Origin of the sequence: Shewanella salipaludis, assembly GCF_012911865.1 — a bacterium.
Taxonomy (GTDB): Bacteria; Pseudomonadota; Gammaproteobacteria; order Enterobacterales; family Shewanellaceae; genus Shewanella; species Shewanella salipaludis.
Genome location: NZ_JAAXYH010000003.1, coordinates 190,359 through 205,228 on the forward strand (window position 1 = coordinate 190,359; position 14,870 = coordinate 205,228).

Annotated in this window: 15 protein-coding genes and 1 pseudogene; 7 read left to right on the forward strand and 9 right to left on the reverse strand. The window is 53.1% G+C overall.

Annotated features, from left to right (window positions below; translation table 11 throughout):
• Positions 1 to 67: 67 nt before the first annotated feature.
• Entirely contained in the window at positions 68 to 1,291 is a 1,224-nt protein-coding gene (locus HC757_RS06520; RefSeq protein WP_169563504.1) for a porin family protein, read from the forward strand.
• A 14-nt stretch (positions 1,292 to 1,305) separates the two neighbouring features.
• Complete coding sequence (locus HC757_RS06525) at positions 1,306 to 1,716, forward strand: type 2 periplasmic-binding domain-containing protein (protein ID WP_169563505.1); 411 nt, start codon at positions 1,306 to 1,308, stop codon at positions 1,714 to 1,716.
• Positions 1,717 to 1,809: 93 nt separating this feature from the next.
• Here the strand turns inward: HC757_RS06525 and HC757_RS06530 are convergent, their stop codons facing one another.
• The gene (locus HC757_RS06530) at positions 1,810 to 2,715 is read right to left on the reverse strand and encodes a DMT family transporter (protein WP_169563506.1); all 906 of its coding nucleotides are present in this window, start codon (positions 2,713 to 2,715) and stop codon (positions 1,810 to 1,812) included.
• Between the two features lie 162 nt (positions 2,716 to 2,877).
• Between HC757_RS06530 and HC757_RS06535 the strand changes: the two genes are divergently transcribed.
• Together HC757_RS06535 and HC757_RS06540 are read left to right on the forward strand one after the other, a co-directional pair.
• Positions 2,878 to 3,744 carry a helix-turn-helix domain-containing protein gene (locus HC757_RS06535; protein ID WP_169563507.1) on the forward strand — a complete coding sequence of 289 codons (867 nt, stop codon included), beginning with the start codon at positions 2,878 to 2,880 and terminating at the stop codon, positions 3,742 to 3,744.
• Positions 3,745 to 3,892: 148 nt separating this feature from the next.
• Positions 3,893 to 4,231 carry a PBPRA1643 family SWIM/SEC-C metal-binding motif protein gene (locus HC757_RS06540; RefSeq protein WP_169563508.1) on the forward strand — a complete coding sequence of 113 codons (339 nt, stop codon included), beginning with the start codon at positions 3,893 to 3,895 and terminating at the stop codon, positions 4,229 to 4,231.
• A gap of 13 nt (positions 4,232 to 4,244) precedes the next feature.
• Here HC757_RS06540 and HC757_RS06545 read toward each other — a convergent pair whose 3' ends face one another.
• On the reverse strand, positions 4,245 to 5,234 hold the full coding sequence (locus tag HC757_RS06545; RefSeq protein WP_169563509.1) for a hypothetical protein: 990 nt from the start codon (positions 5,232 to 5,234) through the stop codon (positions 4,245 to 4,247).
• Positions 5,235 to 5,361: 127 nt separating this feature from the next.
• A complete protein-coding gene (locus tag HC757_RS06550) occupies positions 5,362 to 6,072 on the reverse strand; it encodes a pseudouridine synthase (RefSeq protein ID WP_169563510.1) in 711 nt (236 codons plus the stop codon).
• A 239-nt stretch (positions 6,073 to 6,311) separates the two neighbouring features.
• On the opposite strand from HC757_RS06550, the gene HC757_RS06555 reads away from it, so the two are divergent.
• Positions 6,312 to 7,163: a TPR end-of-group domain-containing protein gene (locus HC757_RS06555; RefSeq protein ID WP_425313952.1), complete on the forward strand. Its 852-nt coding sequence runs from the start codon at positions 6,312 to 6,314 to the stop codon at positions 7,161 to 7,163.
• Positions 7,164 to 7,268: 105 nt separating this feature from the next.
• On the opposite strand, the gene HC757_RS06560 is transcribed toward HC757_RS06555, so the two are convergent.
• Entirely contained in the window at positions 7,269 to 7,892 is a 624-nt protein-coding gene (locus HC757_RS06560; RefSeq protein ID WP_169563512.1) for a helix-turn-helix transcriptional regulator, read from the reverse strand.
• Positions 7,893 to 8,020: 128 nt separating this feature from the next.
• Here HC757_RS06560 and HC757_RS06565 point away from each other — a divergent pair, with 128 nt between their 5' ends.
• Entirely contained in the window at positions 8,021 to 8,617 is a 597-nt protein-coding gene (locus HC757_RS06565) for an NADPH-dependent FMN reductase (RefSeq protein WP_169563513.1), read from the forward strand.
• Positions 8,618 to 8,655: 38 nt separating this feature from the next.
• Positions 8,656 to 8,902, forward strand: a pseudogene (locus HC757_RS06570) (VOC family protein); the annotation flags it as partial.
• Between the two features lie 327 nt (positions 8,903 to 9,229).
• Here HC757_RS06570 and HC757_RS06575 read toward each other — a convergent pair.
• From HC757_RS06575 to HC757_RS06595, 5 genes are read right to left on the reverse strand one after another with little or no spacing between them, the layout of a single operon-like run.
• Positions 9,230 to 10,261 (reverse strand): tetratricopeptide repeat protein, encoded by a 1,032-nt coding sequence (locus HC757_RS06575; protein WP_244623236.1) that lies wholly within the window; start codon positions 10,259 to 10,261, stop codon positions 9,230 to 9,232.
• Positions 10,262 to 10,309: 48 nt separating this feature from the next.
• Entirely contained in the window at positions 10,310 to 11,278 is a 969-nt protein-coding gene (locus HC757_RS06580; protein WP_169563514.1) for a type II secretion system F family protein, read from the reverse strand.
• Position 11,279: 1 nt separating this feature from the next.
• A complete protein-coding gene (locus HC757_RS06585; protein WP_169563515.1) occupies positions 11,280 to 12,257 on the reverse strand; it encodes a type II secretion system F family protein in 978 nt (325 codons plus the stop codon).
• A gap of 11 nt (positions 12,258 to 12,268) precedes the next feature.
• Positions 12,269 to 13,597, reverse strand: coding sequence for a TadA family conjugal transfer-associated ATPase (locus tag HC757_RS06590; protein ID WP_169563516.1), 1,329 nt, complete (start codon positions 13,595 to 13,597; stop codon positions 12,269 to 12,271).
• 3 nt (positions 13,598 to 13,600) lie between these two features.
• Positions 13,601 to 14,848 (reverse strand): CpaE/TadZ family protein, encoded by a 1,248-nt coding sequence (locus tag HC757_RS06595; RefSeq protein WP_169563517.1) that lies wholly within the window; start codon positions 14,846 to 14,848, stop codon positions 13,601 to 13,603.
• Between the last annotated feature and the right edge of the window lie 22 nt (positions 14,849 to 14,870).

Consider the following 14,870-nt stretch of genomic DNA (forward strand, 5'->3'; position numbering starts at 1 on the left):
AATTAACCAGCCCGACTGGATAAATATAATAAGTCCTAATGGACAATATAATAACTGGAGTAACACTATGAAGTTTAACTTGAAAACGCTGACTGCAGCGGTTTCGTGCGCTTTATTGCCGACGATGGCCATGGCGGCACAAACCACAGATGAGAAACTGGCACAGCTTGAACAGCAAATTAAAACCTTGCAGACTCAACAAACGGCCAATTTAACCGAAAAATTTAATTTCAACGGTTTCATCAGTGGCGCCTATATAAGTTCAGACAATGATGCCGGCTATGATTATGCGGGCAGCAGTGCCAATTTCGACCAAGACAGTAAGTTTGGTTTGCAAGGTGCGTTTCAGGTCAACGACAGCACTCAAGCCGTCATGCAATTAATGATGCGTGGCGAAGACAATTGGGATCCTGAATTGGAGTGGGCGTATCTCTCACACAGTTTCGCCAATGGTATCCAGGTCCGCGGCGGTAAATTACGTTTGCCCTTGTTCATGTACTCAGATTATCTGGATGTAGGTTATGCCCAGCCTTGGGCCAGGCCACCGGAAGAAGTCTATAACGGTGTGCCGGTATCCGCCTACACAGGGTTGGACATCAGCTATGATCTCGAGCTTGCGGACTCGACCCTGACCTTCCAGGGTTTCGGCGGCTCTTCCAGGGTCAATGCCAATGCCGATCTGAAAAATAGCCTGGGCGGCAACCTGAGCTGGACAGATGAAACCTGGACCCTGAGGGCGACCTATGCCCAGGGGACATTGGAAGGCAAGGTCACCACCCAAGTTAACCTGTCTCCCGATCCGAGCGCGCCTGTCTATGCCGACTACACCCTGATAGCCTTCGATGATGACAAGGCGACCTTCACGGGTGTCGGTGCCAGTTATGATAACGGCAACTACCTGGTGGTTGGCGAATGGACCCGCTCCGAAATCGATGGCCTCTACCCGGATACAGATTCGGGCTACCTGACCCTGGGCTACCGGATTAACGACTTCACCCCCTATGCCACCCTGGCCTATTTAGCCACCCAGGATGACGCACAGCGCACACAGGATGACGCACAGCGCACAATAGTCGATCAGCAATCGGCCGTTTTAGCCGCCGCCTTCAACGCCGAGCGCACCTCATACAGCCTGGGGCTGCGTTGGGATGTCATGGCCAATATCGCACTCAAGTTTGATGCCACCTACGCCCATAAGTTTGGTGACACTTCCGGTCGTTTGCCTGGCAATCTTGGCCGGAGTTTCGATGACACCTTAGTGTACACAGTCAAATTCGACGCAGTATTTTAATAGGGAGCGATGAAATGAAGAAGTTACTTGCTGTTTTAGCGCTCGGTTTGAGTTGTATAAGCTATGCCAATGCTGCAGTCGTCGTCATAGGCAATAATGCGGGTCCAGGCGATATGTCCAAGGCCGATGCCAAGAAATTATTCCTGGGCAAAGGGGCACTATCCAATGGGGCTGCGGCACTGGTATTTGAATTGGACGAAGGCAACCCGCTGCGCAGCCAATTTCATGAACTGGTCACAGGCAAATCGGATGCGCAATTAAAAGCCTTCTGGTCGAAACAAGTCTTTACCGGCAAAGGCAATCCACCGGCGACAGTTGCCAGCGCCGCCGCCATGAAAACGGCCGTCGCCTCGGCGCCCAATGCCATAGGTTATCTGGATGAAGCCGATGTCGATGCCAGCGTCAAGGTGATCTTGAAACCCTGACACTCACACAGATATTGCGCCTGTCTTAATATCTGCGTTGTATTTCTGGAGCCGGGGCCATCATGGCCCCGGCTCTTTTCATTCAGGTCAAGTTCACCCCTCCAGCATAGCGCTCTGGCCCCTGCGGAACAGGGCCTGCTTCCTCTGGGTCAGCAAATTCCCCGTCAGCACCAGCATGAGCCCAAGACTCGAGTACCAGGTCCAGCGGTAGCCCTCGAATAGGCTGGACACCAGCAAGGCGATCACCGGGGTTATCAGCAGCAGGTAGGCGGCATTGTTGGCGCCCATGCGATCGACCAGCATCAGGTAAACGGTGAAGCCTATGACGGATGCTGGAATGGCCAGATACAGGAGGCTGGCGACATACTGCGGCTGCCAGTCCAGCTCCAGACTCAGGCCCTTGGCGGCTATGATGAGCAACAAGGCCAGGCAACCATAGGCCATGGCATAACTTGTGGCCGTGAAGGGTTGGATGCTGTTGCGGCTGTTGCGCATGCTGATCATATTCCCCATGGAGAAAAACCAGGTACCCGCCAGTGAGAAGCCCAGCCCCAGCAACACCTGGCTCGACCAGTGAGTGATGGCCAAGTCGGCGCCGAACAGCAGGCCTATGCCTGCCAGCCCGATGAACATGCCAGGCCAAAAGTTGGCACTGACGTCGATGCGGTAAAACAGCTTGCCATGCACCGCATTGAAGATGGGGGCGCTCGCCATCACCACGGCCGTCAGGCCACTGGCAATGTAGTGGGTGGCGTTGTAGAAGGCCAGAAAATTGCAGCAAAACAGACATAGCCCCTGCAGGGCGAAGAAGGCCTGTTGTTGCAGGGTGGTTTTTTGCAATTTATTGAAGAGCTTGCCTATGATGAACATCAACATGGCCGCTATGGCGAAACGGTACAGAATAGAGACTTCGGTCGACACCTCGCCCTGCTGCCATTTTATCGCTATCCAGGAGAAACCCCACACCCCTATCATCAAGCCATACATGAGTGCTGTCATCTTTGTCGCCCGCCAAGCTGTTAGAGTGCCTTATGTTGTCAGCGGATTATCAACCCTGGGGCAGGCTTTGTCTGTCACTATCTTGAGCCTGATAACACTATCTTGCGGTTTTATTTAACCGTCTGGATTGAGTGGCAAAAAGCCAGCAGATATGATGCTCTCATGAGCGCAAAACCCAAAATCGTCAGCTTCGAACAATCATCCAAAGTCTGCTTCCGGCACCAATCTCTGACGGAGGCCTTGTCCTGGGCCCATTACCAGAATGCCGACGATCGCCTCTATTACCAGAACGATCGCCAACATACCCTGAGCATGTATCTCGCCGGCGGTTATCAGACCCATAGAACCGATGTTCGCGCCGACTATGGGGCGCCCGGACGCTTCTGCCTCATGCCACTTGGCAGCCAAAGCCATTGGCAGTTGGGCGCGCCGCAGCAGTTTATGCACTTGTACTTCGACGATGCCCACCTCAAGCAGCTGGCCATCCGGGTGTTCGACATGGATCCCCGCACAGTGCAGCTGCCCGAGCAGACCTTCATCAGCAACCCTGGGCTCGAGGCCCTGTATCGCCATAACATGGCGCCTCTGGATTGGTCGGCCGGCGAGAACAAGCTGCTGCTGATGCAGATCACAGATACCATACTGGTGACCATGTTGCAGAGCATGGGATTAACCAAGCCGCTGGGACGGCTCAAGGGGGGACTGTCACCCGTCATCGCCGGGCGGGTAAAAGATTTCATCCAGGCCAACTTTGCGCGGCAGCTCTATTTGCAGGAACTCGCCGCCATTGCCCAGCTGAGCGAATACCACTTCTGCCGCATGTTCAAGACGAGTTTCGCCGTCACGCCGCAGGAATACCTGATGCAGATCAGAGTCGAGCGGGTCAAGCAGCGGCTGATACAAGGCGATGCAAGCTTGAGCGACATAGCCCTGAGCTGCGGCTTCTCCAACCAGAGTCATATGGGGCGCTACTTCAAGAAATGGGTCGGGCTCACCCCGGGCGAGTTCCAGAAACTGCAGCGCCCATGAGGCCAAGGGCGGCTCTATGCACACTGACTCGCCACTTTTGTGGCTCTTTTGCCACTCTTTTGCCTAAGAATGGCGGCGGGGATGTATCGGCAGCGATTTTTATAGTATAAGCATCGTCAATTTCGTCTTCTCACTAGAGGCTCCCCGGATGTCTGATAAATTTTTCTTCAAAGGCCGTAAAACCCCCAAGCCAAAACACGAAAGTTTCGGCTATAACACCAAACGCGCCGCCAAACTCGGCACCCAAGCCTTTCCCCTGACCCTGACTGTGACCAGTGAGGCCCGCAGGCTCGAAGTCCAGGCGCTGCTCGACACCCATGGGCTGTTTGCCAAGCTGGATCTCGATGCCAAGGGGCAGGAAGATCTGCTCGAGCTGGATGCCTGGTTGAACAAACCCAAGACCACCAGCTTCGAGAAGAAACCCAACCGTAACGAGGCCTGTCCCTGTGGCAGCGGCGACAAATACAAGAAGTGCTGCGGCCAGTAAGCCAACCTGTGGCTCAGACCTGCTTCTTTTTCAAAATTTTCTTGGCTGCCTTGGTTAAGCTGCCGTCATCGCTGATGCTGAGAGCCTGGTTCGCCCAGGTCTTGGCCTGGCTCAACTCACCTTTGGCCAGCAGCAACTGGGCCATACGCAGTTGTGCCCAGCCCTGATACTTGTCCCATTGCACACTATCGCCACCTGTCATCAGGCGCTGCAGACTGATTATGCCCAGCTCTGTCTGGCTGCCCGACTTGGCGCAATATTTCCCCAATTGGTAGTACACATCTGCCAGCAGCCCGGTTTGTTCTTCCGTGGCGGCAGGGTAATCTTTGGCCCGGGAGAGTATGGCGATGGCCCGCTCGGGCTTGTCCTCGAACTGGCGAGCCTCTATCAGGGCGAGACTCAAATCCTGTGGAAACGCTTGCTTGGTCTCCAGCAACAAGGCATCGAATGCCTCTCGCTTGTCCTCTTTGGCATAGTATTGCAGCAGCGCCAAGGCCCCCTCGCGCGGGGCTGAGTCCCGCAAGGCTTGAGCGACGGCCAAGGCCTTGTCGGCATCGCCGCCGGCCATGCCCGGGGCATACAAATAGAAGGAGAATAAGGCATCGGCAATCTGTGGCGTTGCAGGCGCCAGTCGGTAGGCTTGCTCATAATTGTGGCGCGCCTGCTTGGCGTAGCCCAAGGCGGAAAAAATACTGGTGTGTTGCGCCATGGCGGCATAGACATCTCCGGCCATTTTCAGTACCAGCGGCGCCTCCGCCCTCTTCGACAGATATTGCTGCGTCAGTTGCTCGGCGTCATCCAGCTCATCTTGTTCCACCAGGGCCATCAGCTTAACGGCGTAGAGCTCGATACTCGCCTGGGCATCTATCTGGCTTACCAGCTCGGCATAGTGTTTCTTGCTGAAGAGGTTATTGGCTTCTTTCTGTGTGAGTCCGAAACCCGGAGCCGACAGCATGGCCAGGGAAAGTGTCAATGCCGGCAACATCAGGCGGATCCTTTGCATATTACGTCCTTTTTTGTGGGTACCCTAGGCCCGAGGCGAGCCTAATGTTTAATATTAGCTTTGGGGTTGGAGCACTAAGCCAGAGAAAAGTTCAATAAATTCAAGCTAGTTACCAGATGAAGGAGTCTTATCGGTAGATGGCGCCGATTTCAGTTGCCGTCAGTTCACGACTCTCGCCGGGTGCCAGTCCGGGATCCAGGCTGATATCGCCGATGGACAGCCTATGCAGCGCCAGCACAGGATTGCGGAAGCGACCGAACATGCGCTTTATCTGATGGTACTTGCCCTCACTCAGGGTCACCCGGGCAAGATGCTCACCGAGGATCTCCAGCTTGGCCGGCGCCGTGGTGATGTCTTCGAAGCCAAAATACATGCCCTCGGCGAAGGCCGCCACATAGTCGCAGGTCAAGGGGTTTTCCAGGGTTACAAGATAGACTTTGTCGACCTTATGCTCGGGAGATGTCAGCGCCGCCGACCAGCGGCCATCGTTGGTGATAAGCAGCAAGCCCGAGGAATTAAGATCCAGCCGGCCGGCGATATGCATATGGGTTTTATCTATCCCGCAGAGCAGGTCCAGCGCCGTCTTGTGTTGCTCATCCCGGGTGGCGCTCACCACGCCGACGGGTTTATGCAGCATCAAATAGCTGGGCGTATTGGCCTGCAGCAGCCGGGAGTCGACGCTGATCCGGGAGAACTCATCGACCAGCCTGTCCATCTGGGTGACTATGACAGAATCCACCTCGACCCTGCCCGCCAGCAACAGCAGGCGGACCTCTTTGCGACTGATTTGCAGCTTGGTGCAGATGAAGCGGTCCAACCGCCCACGTTTGGATTGCATGCAGAATTTTTACTGGCTGTGATTTTAGCGGCCAGTTTACCAGCAGGGGCCGCAATTCGATAGCCGGACCCGCAGCCGAAACCTAAGCCGCTTGCCGCGTTAATCGGCTGAATAGGCAATCCGATGAGACTCATCCCGAGGTAATTTGTTAGGCTGGGAGGCCAGGCACACGCAAATGTGCACAGACGATGCCGGATTTTCACCGAAAATAGGAATGAATCACTATGACCCGCACTCTCATGTTGGCCTTCAGCCTCGCCCTGCTGGGGCTTTCCACCGTCGCTTGGGCGACGGACTCAGCTGCGGTTCAACCTCAGTCCCAGGGCGGCATCTTCGACAAACCCCTCATGGAAAGGTATGTGCTCGATGAGCTCAAGTCACTGCGTCACGATCAACAAGATCTGGAGCGCAAATTGACGGTCGACATTACCGACAGGGAATTATCCGTCGCCGACAAATCCCTCAACTACGCCAATGTGACTGTGACTTACTTCTTCTACATCATAGCCGGCGTCGCCTCCCTGGTAGCTTTCATTGGCTGGCAATCCTTGCGGGAAATCAAGACCAACACGGCCAAACTCGCCGCCAACCAGCTGCAAAACATAGCCGAACAATACGAAGAAAAATTTAAACTGCTGGAGCAGGATCTGAAGCGCAAGAGCCGCATCATCACCGAAAACAACCGTGAAATTGAAATCATCAACGAAGTCCATACCCTGTGGTTGCATGCCCAGGGGGCACAAACGCCGGAGCAGAAAATTGATGTCTACGATGAGATCTTGAGCATACGCCCGGGCGATTTGGAGGCGCTCACCTACAAAGCCGATGCCGCCATGGAAATGCGGGAATTCAACTGGGCCCTGAGTCTATGCAACAGGGTACTGGAAGTGGACACCACCAATGCCCACGCCCTGTATCAAAGAGCCTGTGCGTTCGCCTGTCTCGGCCGGGAAGACAGAGCCATCTCAGATCTGGAGCGCGCCATCAACTACAGCGCTTCTTTCAGAGAAGTGGCCGCCGAGGAAGCCGATTTTGCCCCGCTGAAAGAAAATCCCAAATATGAGGCCCTGGTCAAGGCTCCCGAGTCCTAATTGGGAAGGAAGCAGGCGCAAATTCTGCTCATAGCGCCGGGATCTAATCCGGCGCTAATCCGGCGCTGGGTGTCGAGCCGGCATCTTATGCAGCCAGCCGTCCCGTCACTGGGCCAAGGGCACCAATTTATAGGCACAGCGGCGGGCCCCTTCGATGATGTGCTCCTCCCGCGTCACACTGGCTAACCCCGCAAAGAGCGTCTGAAACAGCTGCAGTTCGGAGCGGCAGAAGTTCTGACAACTGCTGGCGGCTGCACAAATGGGGCAATGATTTTCCAGCAACCAGTACACCCCTTGCTGCACCTCGACACAGGCCATGTAGCCTTCATCGCTGCGCAATTTTGCCAAGACGCCGAGCTTAGCCTCCATGTCATCGACCCGCATCAATGCCTGTCCATAAGAGGTCAAGGATGCCTGCTCTCTATGGGCGATCAATTGCTCCAAACCCTGCTCACCGAAGACGGTTTTAACCGAGGTAATGAGTTGCACAGTGAGCTCATCATGACGATCGACAAAATGGCTGTTGCTGCTCTGGGTCAAGGCCCAATAGCGCGCCGGCCGGCCACGGCCTTCGGCCCTGTCTTCGAATGTCACATCGCCATCATCTTCCAGAGCCTGCAAATGCTGGCGCACACCCATGGTGGTCAATGCCAGTTCCGCCGCCAGACTCTTGGCCGTCATAGGGCCCTGGAGCTTCAACAGCTGTATGATCTTATCTGTAGTCTTCATTCCTACCTCCGTCCCTCATTATTGCCGATCGACAGATTAAGTAAACTTTTTTATTTACTTTCACTTTACTTTATTAAGTAAAGCTATTACCTTACAAATAAATTAATAAACAAAAAGGTTTACTTAACATGAATCTACTCATCGTCAGCAGCAGTCAAAGATTGCCATCGGAAAGTGCCAAAGTCGCCGAATATATAGCGAAAACCAGTCAGGGATACGATGAGATATTCCACCTGGAACTCTGCCGCTACCAGCTTCCTTTCTGGAATGGTGAGTCCTTGGCCAAGGGAGAGGATTGGGATGAGATAGAGCTAAGGCTATCCAAGGCCGATGCCTTAGTCCTGGTCACTCCTGAGTGGGGAGGCATGGCATCGCCGCTGCTGAAGAATTTCTTGCTCATGTGTGACCGCCAGACAACGGCCCATAAGCCTGCTCTGCTGGTCTCTGTATGCAGCGGCATCAGTGGCGCTTACCCTATCGCCGAATTGCGGATGAATTCGTTTAAAAACAATAAACTCGTCGCCATCCCGGATCATCTCATCATCAGGGATGTCAACAATATGCTGGGTGAACTCTGCAGTGGTGAGCATGACATAAACCTCAGGTCCAGGGTGGCCTACAGCCTGCATATGCTAAAGCAATACAGTCAGGCGTTAAGCCAGATACGCATGGCCCATGCGGCTCAAGCCTATCCCATGGAACAAGAATACGCTTACGGCATGTAAGCAACTGAAAAACAAACACAATAGACAAGGAGTGCATCATGATACATCTGGAACATCTCAACCTGGTCGTTGCCGATATCCCTTCAACATTGAACTTCTATCGGGCCGCCTTGCCCCACTGGCGCATTCGCGGTGGCGATAAGGGCTCCTGGTATGGCAAGCCCCGCAACTGGGTCCACTTCGGTGATGATTACCAATACCTGACCTTCAACGACTCGGGTGAAGGCCAGAATCGGGAGCTCAGCGGTCATCAAGTCGGACTGGCACACTTCGCCTTAGTCACCAGCAACGTCAGACCACATCGATACAATGGTGGTTTGAGCCCAAATGAGTCAGAGAGAAGATACTGGCTTAACTATAAACCTGTGACCAGTTTTACTTGACCACTACATAGCCAGGCTCGCCCAAGCGGGCTTTCCCATTGCCAAGGATGGGGCAGAAGATCCCTATCGCAAGAACGTGTATTTCGTCGATCCCTCGGGCTATGAGGTCGAGTTTGTCGAATACTTGAGTGACTTGCCTTCGCAGCGCAATAGCTACTGAGATCCAAACAGGCTGTCCGCCAGACATGGCGACAGCCTGTTTGCGCCGCCCCGGAAGCAGTGGATGATGTTAATTTTTAGCTTGCTCAATTTCCTGGCGTTGCTCCGCCAATGCATTTTTCAGGTTTTTCTGTGCCCGCTCGAAATAGCTCGGCGAGCTGTCTATCGCCTTCTGAAACAACTCGATCGCCTGGGCGTATTGGCCTTCCAGCATCAGAAAATAGCCGAGATCATTTAAGGCATCGGCCGGACTCATGGTCTGCTCCAAGGTAGAGAGCGCCTTGGCATACCAACCTTGCCTGATATAAATCAGCCCCAAATTAGTTCTGGCTCGCTTAAACCCAGGGTCCTCACTGATGGCGCGTTTGAGGTAGTGCTCGGCGGTGATAAACTCCCCGGTCAAATAATATGAATAGCCAAGATTGGTGGCTATCATTGCCGATTGCGGCTGAAAGTCGAGCACCAACCTGAAATAGTCTCTCGCCGCTTCATGCTGATTCTCCAAATCATCCAGAATCGCCAACGCGTTATAGACCCTCAATGGCGAGTCTTGATCTAAAGGAAAGTGTGACTTGAGTTGAGTGCTGTTCTGCAGCGCCTCCAACCTATGCTGATCCAGGCCGACGGCTTTTTCCAGGTGCAGACGTGCCTGGTGATATTGCCTCTGCTCCATCTCTATCACCCCCAACTCGGCATGCGCCAGCATATGCTCAGGATTGAGCACCAGGGCCTCCTGGTAGGCCCTATAGGCTATGGGAGCATTGCCCCTGACGGACTGAACATTGGCAATATGATACAGGGTGTCGGCGTTGGACTCGTTGAAATCCAATGCCTGTATGTAGGAATATAAAGCCTTATCCAAATGACCGGCGCGCTCTTCTGCCGCGGCCCTATCCAGGGCTTCCTGTTCCGTCCTGGGTGGGGCATCTGGGCTCGCCGTCGGTACGGATTGACCACCGAAGAGGTCCTGCCTTTGGGGCGGCTTAACGGCCCCGACTTCTGACTGTGTCGACGAACATCCCGCGATACTGAGCACGCCGCAGAGCAGCAAGAAGCTCATCAACGCCTGGCTCTTTATCCTATTTATCAATAGAGTCCCCATACCTACTCCAATTACTATCCCCGAAATCCCGGTCCTTCAATGGGTTGGCTAGAATGCCTGCCCCCATACCTTCATGACTTTCAACACGGCGGGCCCGACAGCGACGATGAAGAAGGAGGGCCAGATGCAAAACATCATGGGAAATATCATTTTCACCGCCAATTTTGCCGCCTGCTCTTCCGCCTGTTGCAGCCGCTTATTCCGGTACTCATCGGAGAATACCCGCAAGGTTTCCGCTATCCCTGTGCCTAATCTTATGCTCTGGGAAATAGCCGAATTAAGCCCCCTGATATCTTCCAATCCGGTACGGTCGGTAAACTCCTGCAATGCCACCTTGATGGTGAGCCCTGCCCTCACCTTGGCGCAAACCAATTCGAGTTCGCTCGCCAGATTGGGATGACTTATGGATAACTCCCTGGCGACACGCTGCAAGGCGGCCAACAGGCCCAAGCCCGCTTCACAACACACGACCAAGAGGTCGAGTGCATCCGGAAATCCCACTCTCAGGGAACGCATCCGCCGTTTGGCAAGCATCTGCAACACGAGTGAAGGGGTTAAGAAAGCCCCACCCAGGATGAGGCACACTATATAAGCACTCATTAACCCTGAGACTTCGGGAAATAAACCCAGGACAACCACAGACACCACGGCACCGATGAGTAATAACAACAGCCTGATGGCGCTGAATACCGCCAAGGCCCCCTCGGAATGTAACCCCGCGTGTATCAGCAAGCGACGGGTTTCATCATTGGAAAGGTTCAGATAGGGTTGTTTGGCAAGTTTGCCTATGCCATGCTCCAGCGTCTTGCTGACATCTTGACTTTCCTGAGCCTGTGTTGGCGCATTTTTATTCAGCACCTGCATCCGCTTGCGGATCGGGGAATATACGCCACTGATAAGGTATGAGAGAGACACGGCCAGGGTCACTCCGGCAATGGCGGCGACGGCATAGATAGCCCATTCCACATGCTGGGGATCATCGAATGTGGCGCTGAAAAGTCCAATTAAGTAGTCCATATCACATATCTATCCTAATCAGTTTACTAATCCATAGACCACCGGCAGTCATACCTATGGCCCCCCACATCAATAACCTGTTGCCATCCTCCGTGCCCGTCAACTCGGCAACATAACCCGGGGTTTGCAGGTAAATAACGGCAAATAGCACGAAGGGTAGCAAAATCAATATCCAGGCAGATAAACGCCCTTCTGCAGACAGGGTCCTGACGCGACGCCTGAAGGTAAATCTCTGTCGTATCACCCTGGATAAGTTATCGATATTCTCGGCGAGATTACCGCCGGTTTCTTTCTGCACCATGACGGCGCTGGCGAAGGCCATCGCCGACACACTGGGGATCCGCTCGATAAAGGCTAAAATCGCGCGTTTGGTATCTTTGCTGTAGTTAATGTTGGCAAACATCAGGCTGAACTCTTTCGCCAGGGGGCCCTCCATTTCTTCGGTGACCAATTTCACCGCATCGGAGAAAGAATAACCAGCCTGTAATGCCCGCCTCAAGACATCGAGCGCGTCGGGGAAACTGCCCTCGATGGCATCCATTCGCTTAGTCGTATCCCTGCTCAATTTGAAATGAAACAGCATGATGGTGATCCACACCACGAAAGCACTGAGAACCGGCTCCCTGAAATAAAACCAGCTCGCAATCCCCGACACCGCAGCGCAAAAGAGTGCCAGAGCCAAGAACTGATGCCCCAACATCTTATAATCGGCCAGCTCGAGGCGATAGCTCAGGTTTTCAATGAATTCAATGCCCTCCAAACCCCGGCCAACGGGGCCCAGCTTACTCAAACGGCTCTTTCGCAGCAGTGATGTTTCAAAATTGCCATCACCCGAATCTTGCGACAGTTTTTTCAGGCGCTTACGCACCAGGGCCGCATTGGCTCTCTGGGGACTGTAGACAGGCAAAAAGAGTGCCTGGGATAGAAAGATAACGGCGACGAAAATAAGCCCGAGAAAGATAATCTCATTGGAAAACATCAGAATTTCTCCTAAAAATTCGCAAAGGGATCACCACAGTTAAACAAGTGATAAGGTAGATCTATGCCGTGTTGTTTCAGCTTGGTATGGAAGCCAGGGATCACCCCAGTGGCAGCAAACTTGCCCTTAATATTGCCGTTTTCATCTATCCCCTCACGGCTAAAGCGGAAGATTTCAGACATAGTAATGATGTCGCCTTCCATACCATTGATTTCCTGAATGCTGGTGACCCGCCGACGACCATCTTCCTGGCGCTCCAACTGCACTACTATGTCTATTGCCGAGGCAATTTGCGTGCGAATATTACTGACGGGCATCTCGAACCCCGCCATGCACACCATGTACTCCAGGCGGCCTAAGGCGTCCCTGGGACTATTGGCATGCAGGGTGGTGAGCGAGCCCTCATGACCAGTATTCATCGCAGTCAACATGTCCAGCGCCTCGCCACCACGCACCTCACCTATCACTATCCTGTCGGGTCGCATCCGCAAACAATTTTTCACCAGATCTCTTTGGGTCACTTCCCCACGTCCCTCAATGTTCTGTGGGCGAGTCTCCAGTCTCACAACATGGGGTTGTTGTAATTGCAACTCGGCAGAATCCTCTATGGTCACTATGCGCTCATCGCTCGGAATATATCCGGATAACATGTTGAGCAAGGTGGTTTTACCGCTGCCTGTTCCGCCTGAGACCAGGACATTGAGTTTGCCTTTCACGGCGCCACGCAGCAGTTCGACCATGGATTCTGTAATTGAGCCATAATCGATCAATTCCTTGGCGGTGAGTTTATCGACGGCAAACCTGCGTATCGACAGGGAAGGACCGTCCAGGGCCAATGGCGGTATGATGGCGTTGACCCGGGAACCATCGGCGAGTCTGGCATCCACCATGGGCGAGGATTCATCGATGCGACGCCCCACACTGGACACTATGCGATCTATGATATTGAGCAAATGGGCATTGCTGTGGAATTTAATATTAACGGCTTCGAGTTTCCCCTTGCGTTCAACATAAACCCTGTCGAAGGAGTTGACCAAGATGTCCGATATTGTCGGATCTGCCAACAAGGTCTCCAGGGGACCCAGGCCTAACACCTCATCGATAACAAGCTTTATCAATCTTTTACGTAGAGATAGATTAATAGGTAAATGCAGATCATTGATAAGCTGTTCACTGATGTCACTGATCTGCTGACGCGCCTGTTCTTTCGAGATAGTTTCAATCAAAGACAGGTCCATCACGCTTAACAGTCGATCGTACAGCTGTATCTTGATCTCCTGCTCTTCGGCACTCAGAGGTTGATACTGTACTGCCGGAGCCATAGATGCTCGATTTTCCATAATTTACTTCCCTAAGATGCGCGCCCAAAACCCAGTTGCTTTTTTGCTGGGATCTTCCGTTGCCGGTAAAAAACGCTCTGTGATGAGCTTCAGGTCTTGCAGCATGCGCTGGCGTTTAGCCACTTTGGTGATAGGTTTTCCCAGATCGGCACACTCGCTCGCGAGTTTGTAGTCATTGGCGATCACGAATATCGATTCGATACCCACGGCATTCTGTATATCTATGAGTTTTATCGCCGTATTGGACTTGTCATAGCGATTAACCACCAAATGAATTTTATCTTTCGCTATGCCCATGTTCGTCATCAATTGTTGCACCAGGGCCTTGGTCTCACGCACTATCATTAAATTCTGCTGCGTCACGATAAGAATATCGGCATTGCGGAGCAGTTCACCGTTCCAGTTTTCCGGCCCTCTGGATAGATCTACTATGACCTGGTTATAGTGTTGCCGGCATTTCCATAGCAAGTCGTAGATATTGCCTAGCTTGATATCCTCATAGGAATTAAGCATGGAGAAAGGGGCCGCCGCCAGAAGATGCAATTTTCCCCGGCTCGTCATGGCGCTTTTTAAGGCGACTTCATCCATATCCCCCAGTGCCTGCAAGGCGTCTGAAATGAAATAGGTAGGCTCGAACCCCAAGATGTGTGCCAATGAACCATAGTGTAAATCTGTGTCCAACAAGGCCACGTCTTTGTCATTACGATCTGCGGCAATGACGGCCAAGCTGGAGGCGATGAAACTGGCACCCGAGCCCCCTTTACCGTTGACCACCACCAACACTGAGGCCAATTCGGTTTTCTCGCTCAGCTGAAGCGCTATTTTCTTCAAGGCTTGGAATAGCTCGATATCCGGCGCATCCAATGGGATGAAATCACTCACACCATGTTGAAATGCCAGCCTTAATACGGACTGAGGAGTGTCCTGGCCCAGGATGATAATGTCGGCACCATAACTGGAAGCACATTTGAGGGCTTGCTGAGCAAGCAAGTCATCATGGGGGATGACCAGGAGGATCAAATTGAAGGGTTTGCCCGATGATTTACTCGTCTTAATGCCACTTAAATCTGAGGTTTTTTCCCAACTCAAGTTGATACAGCGGGTCAGGTTGGCCTCGAGTTGAGGTAAAAACTCTTTCTGAGCATCGATGAGGAGCGCATTGATGGGGAAAGGCATGGCAAAAACGACATGCTCCTCTGACTGGGGCGCATCCTGGGTATCTGACATCAATAATTCCAGCGGCTTATCCATGGTCTACCCCTTCCTTGCACGT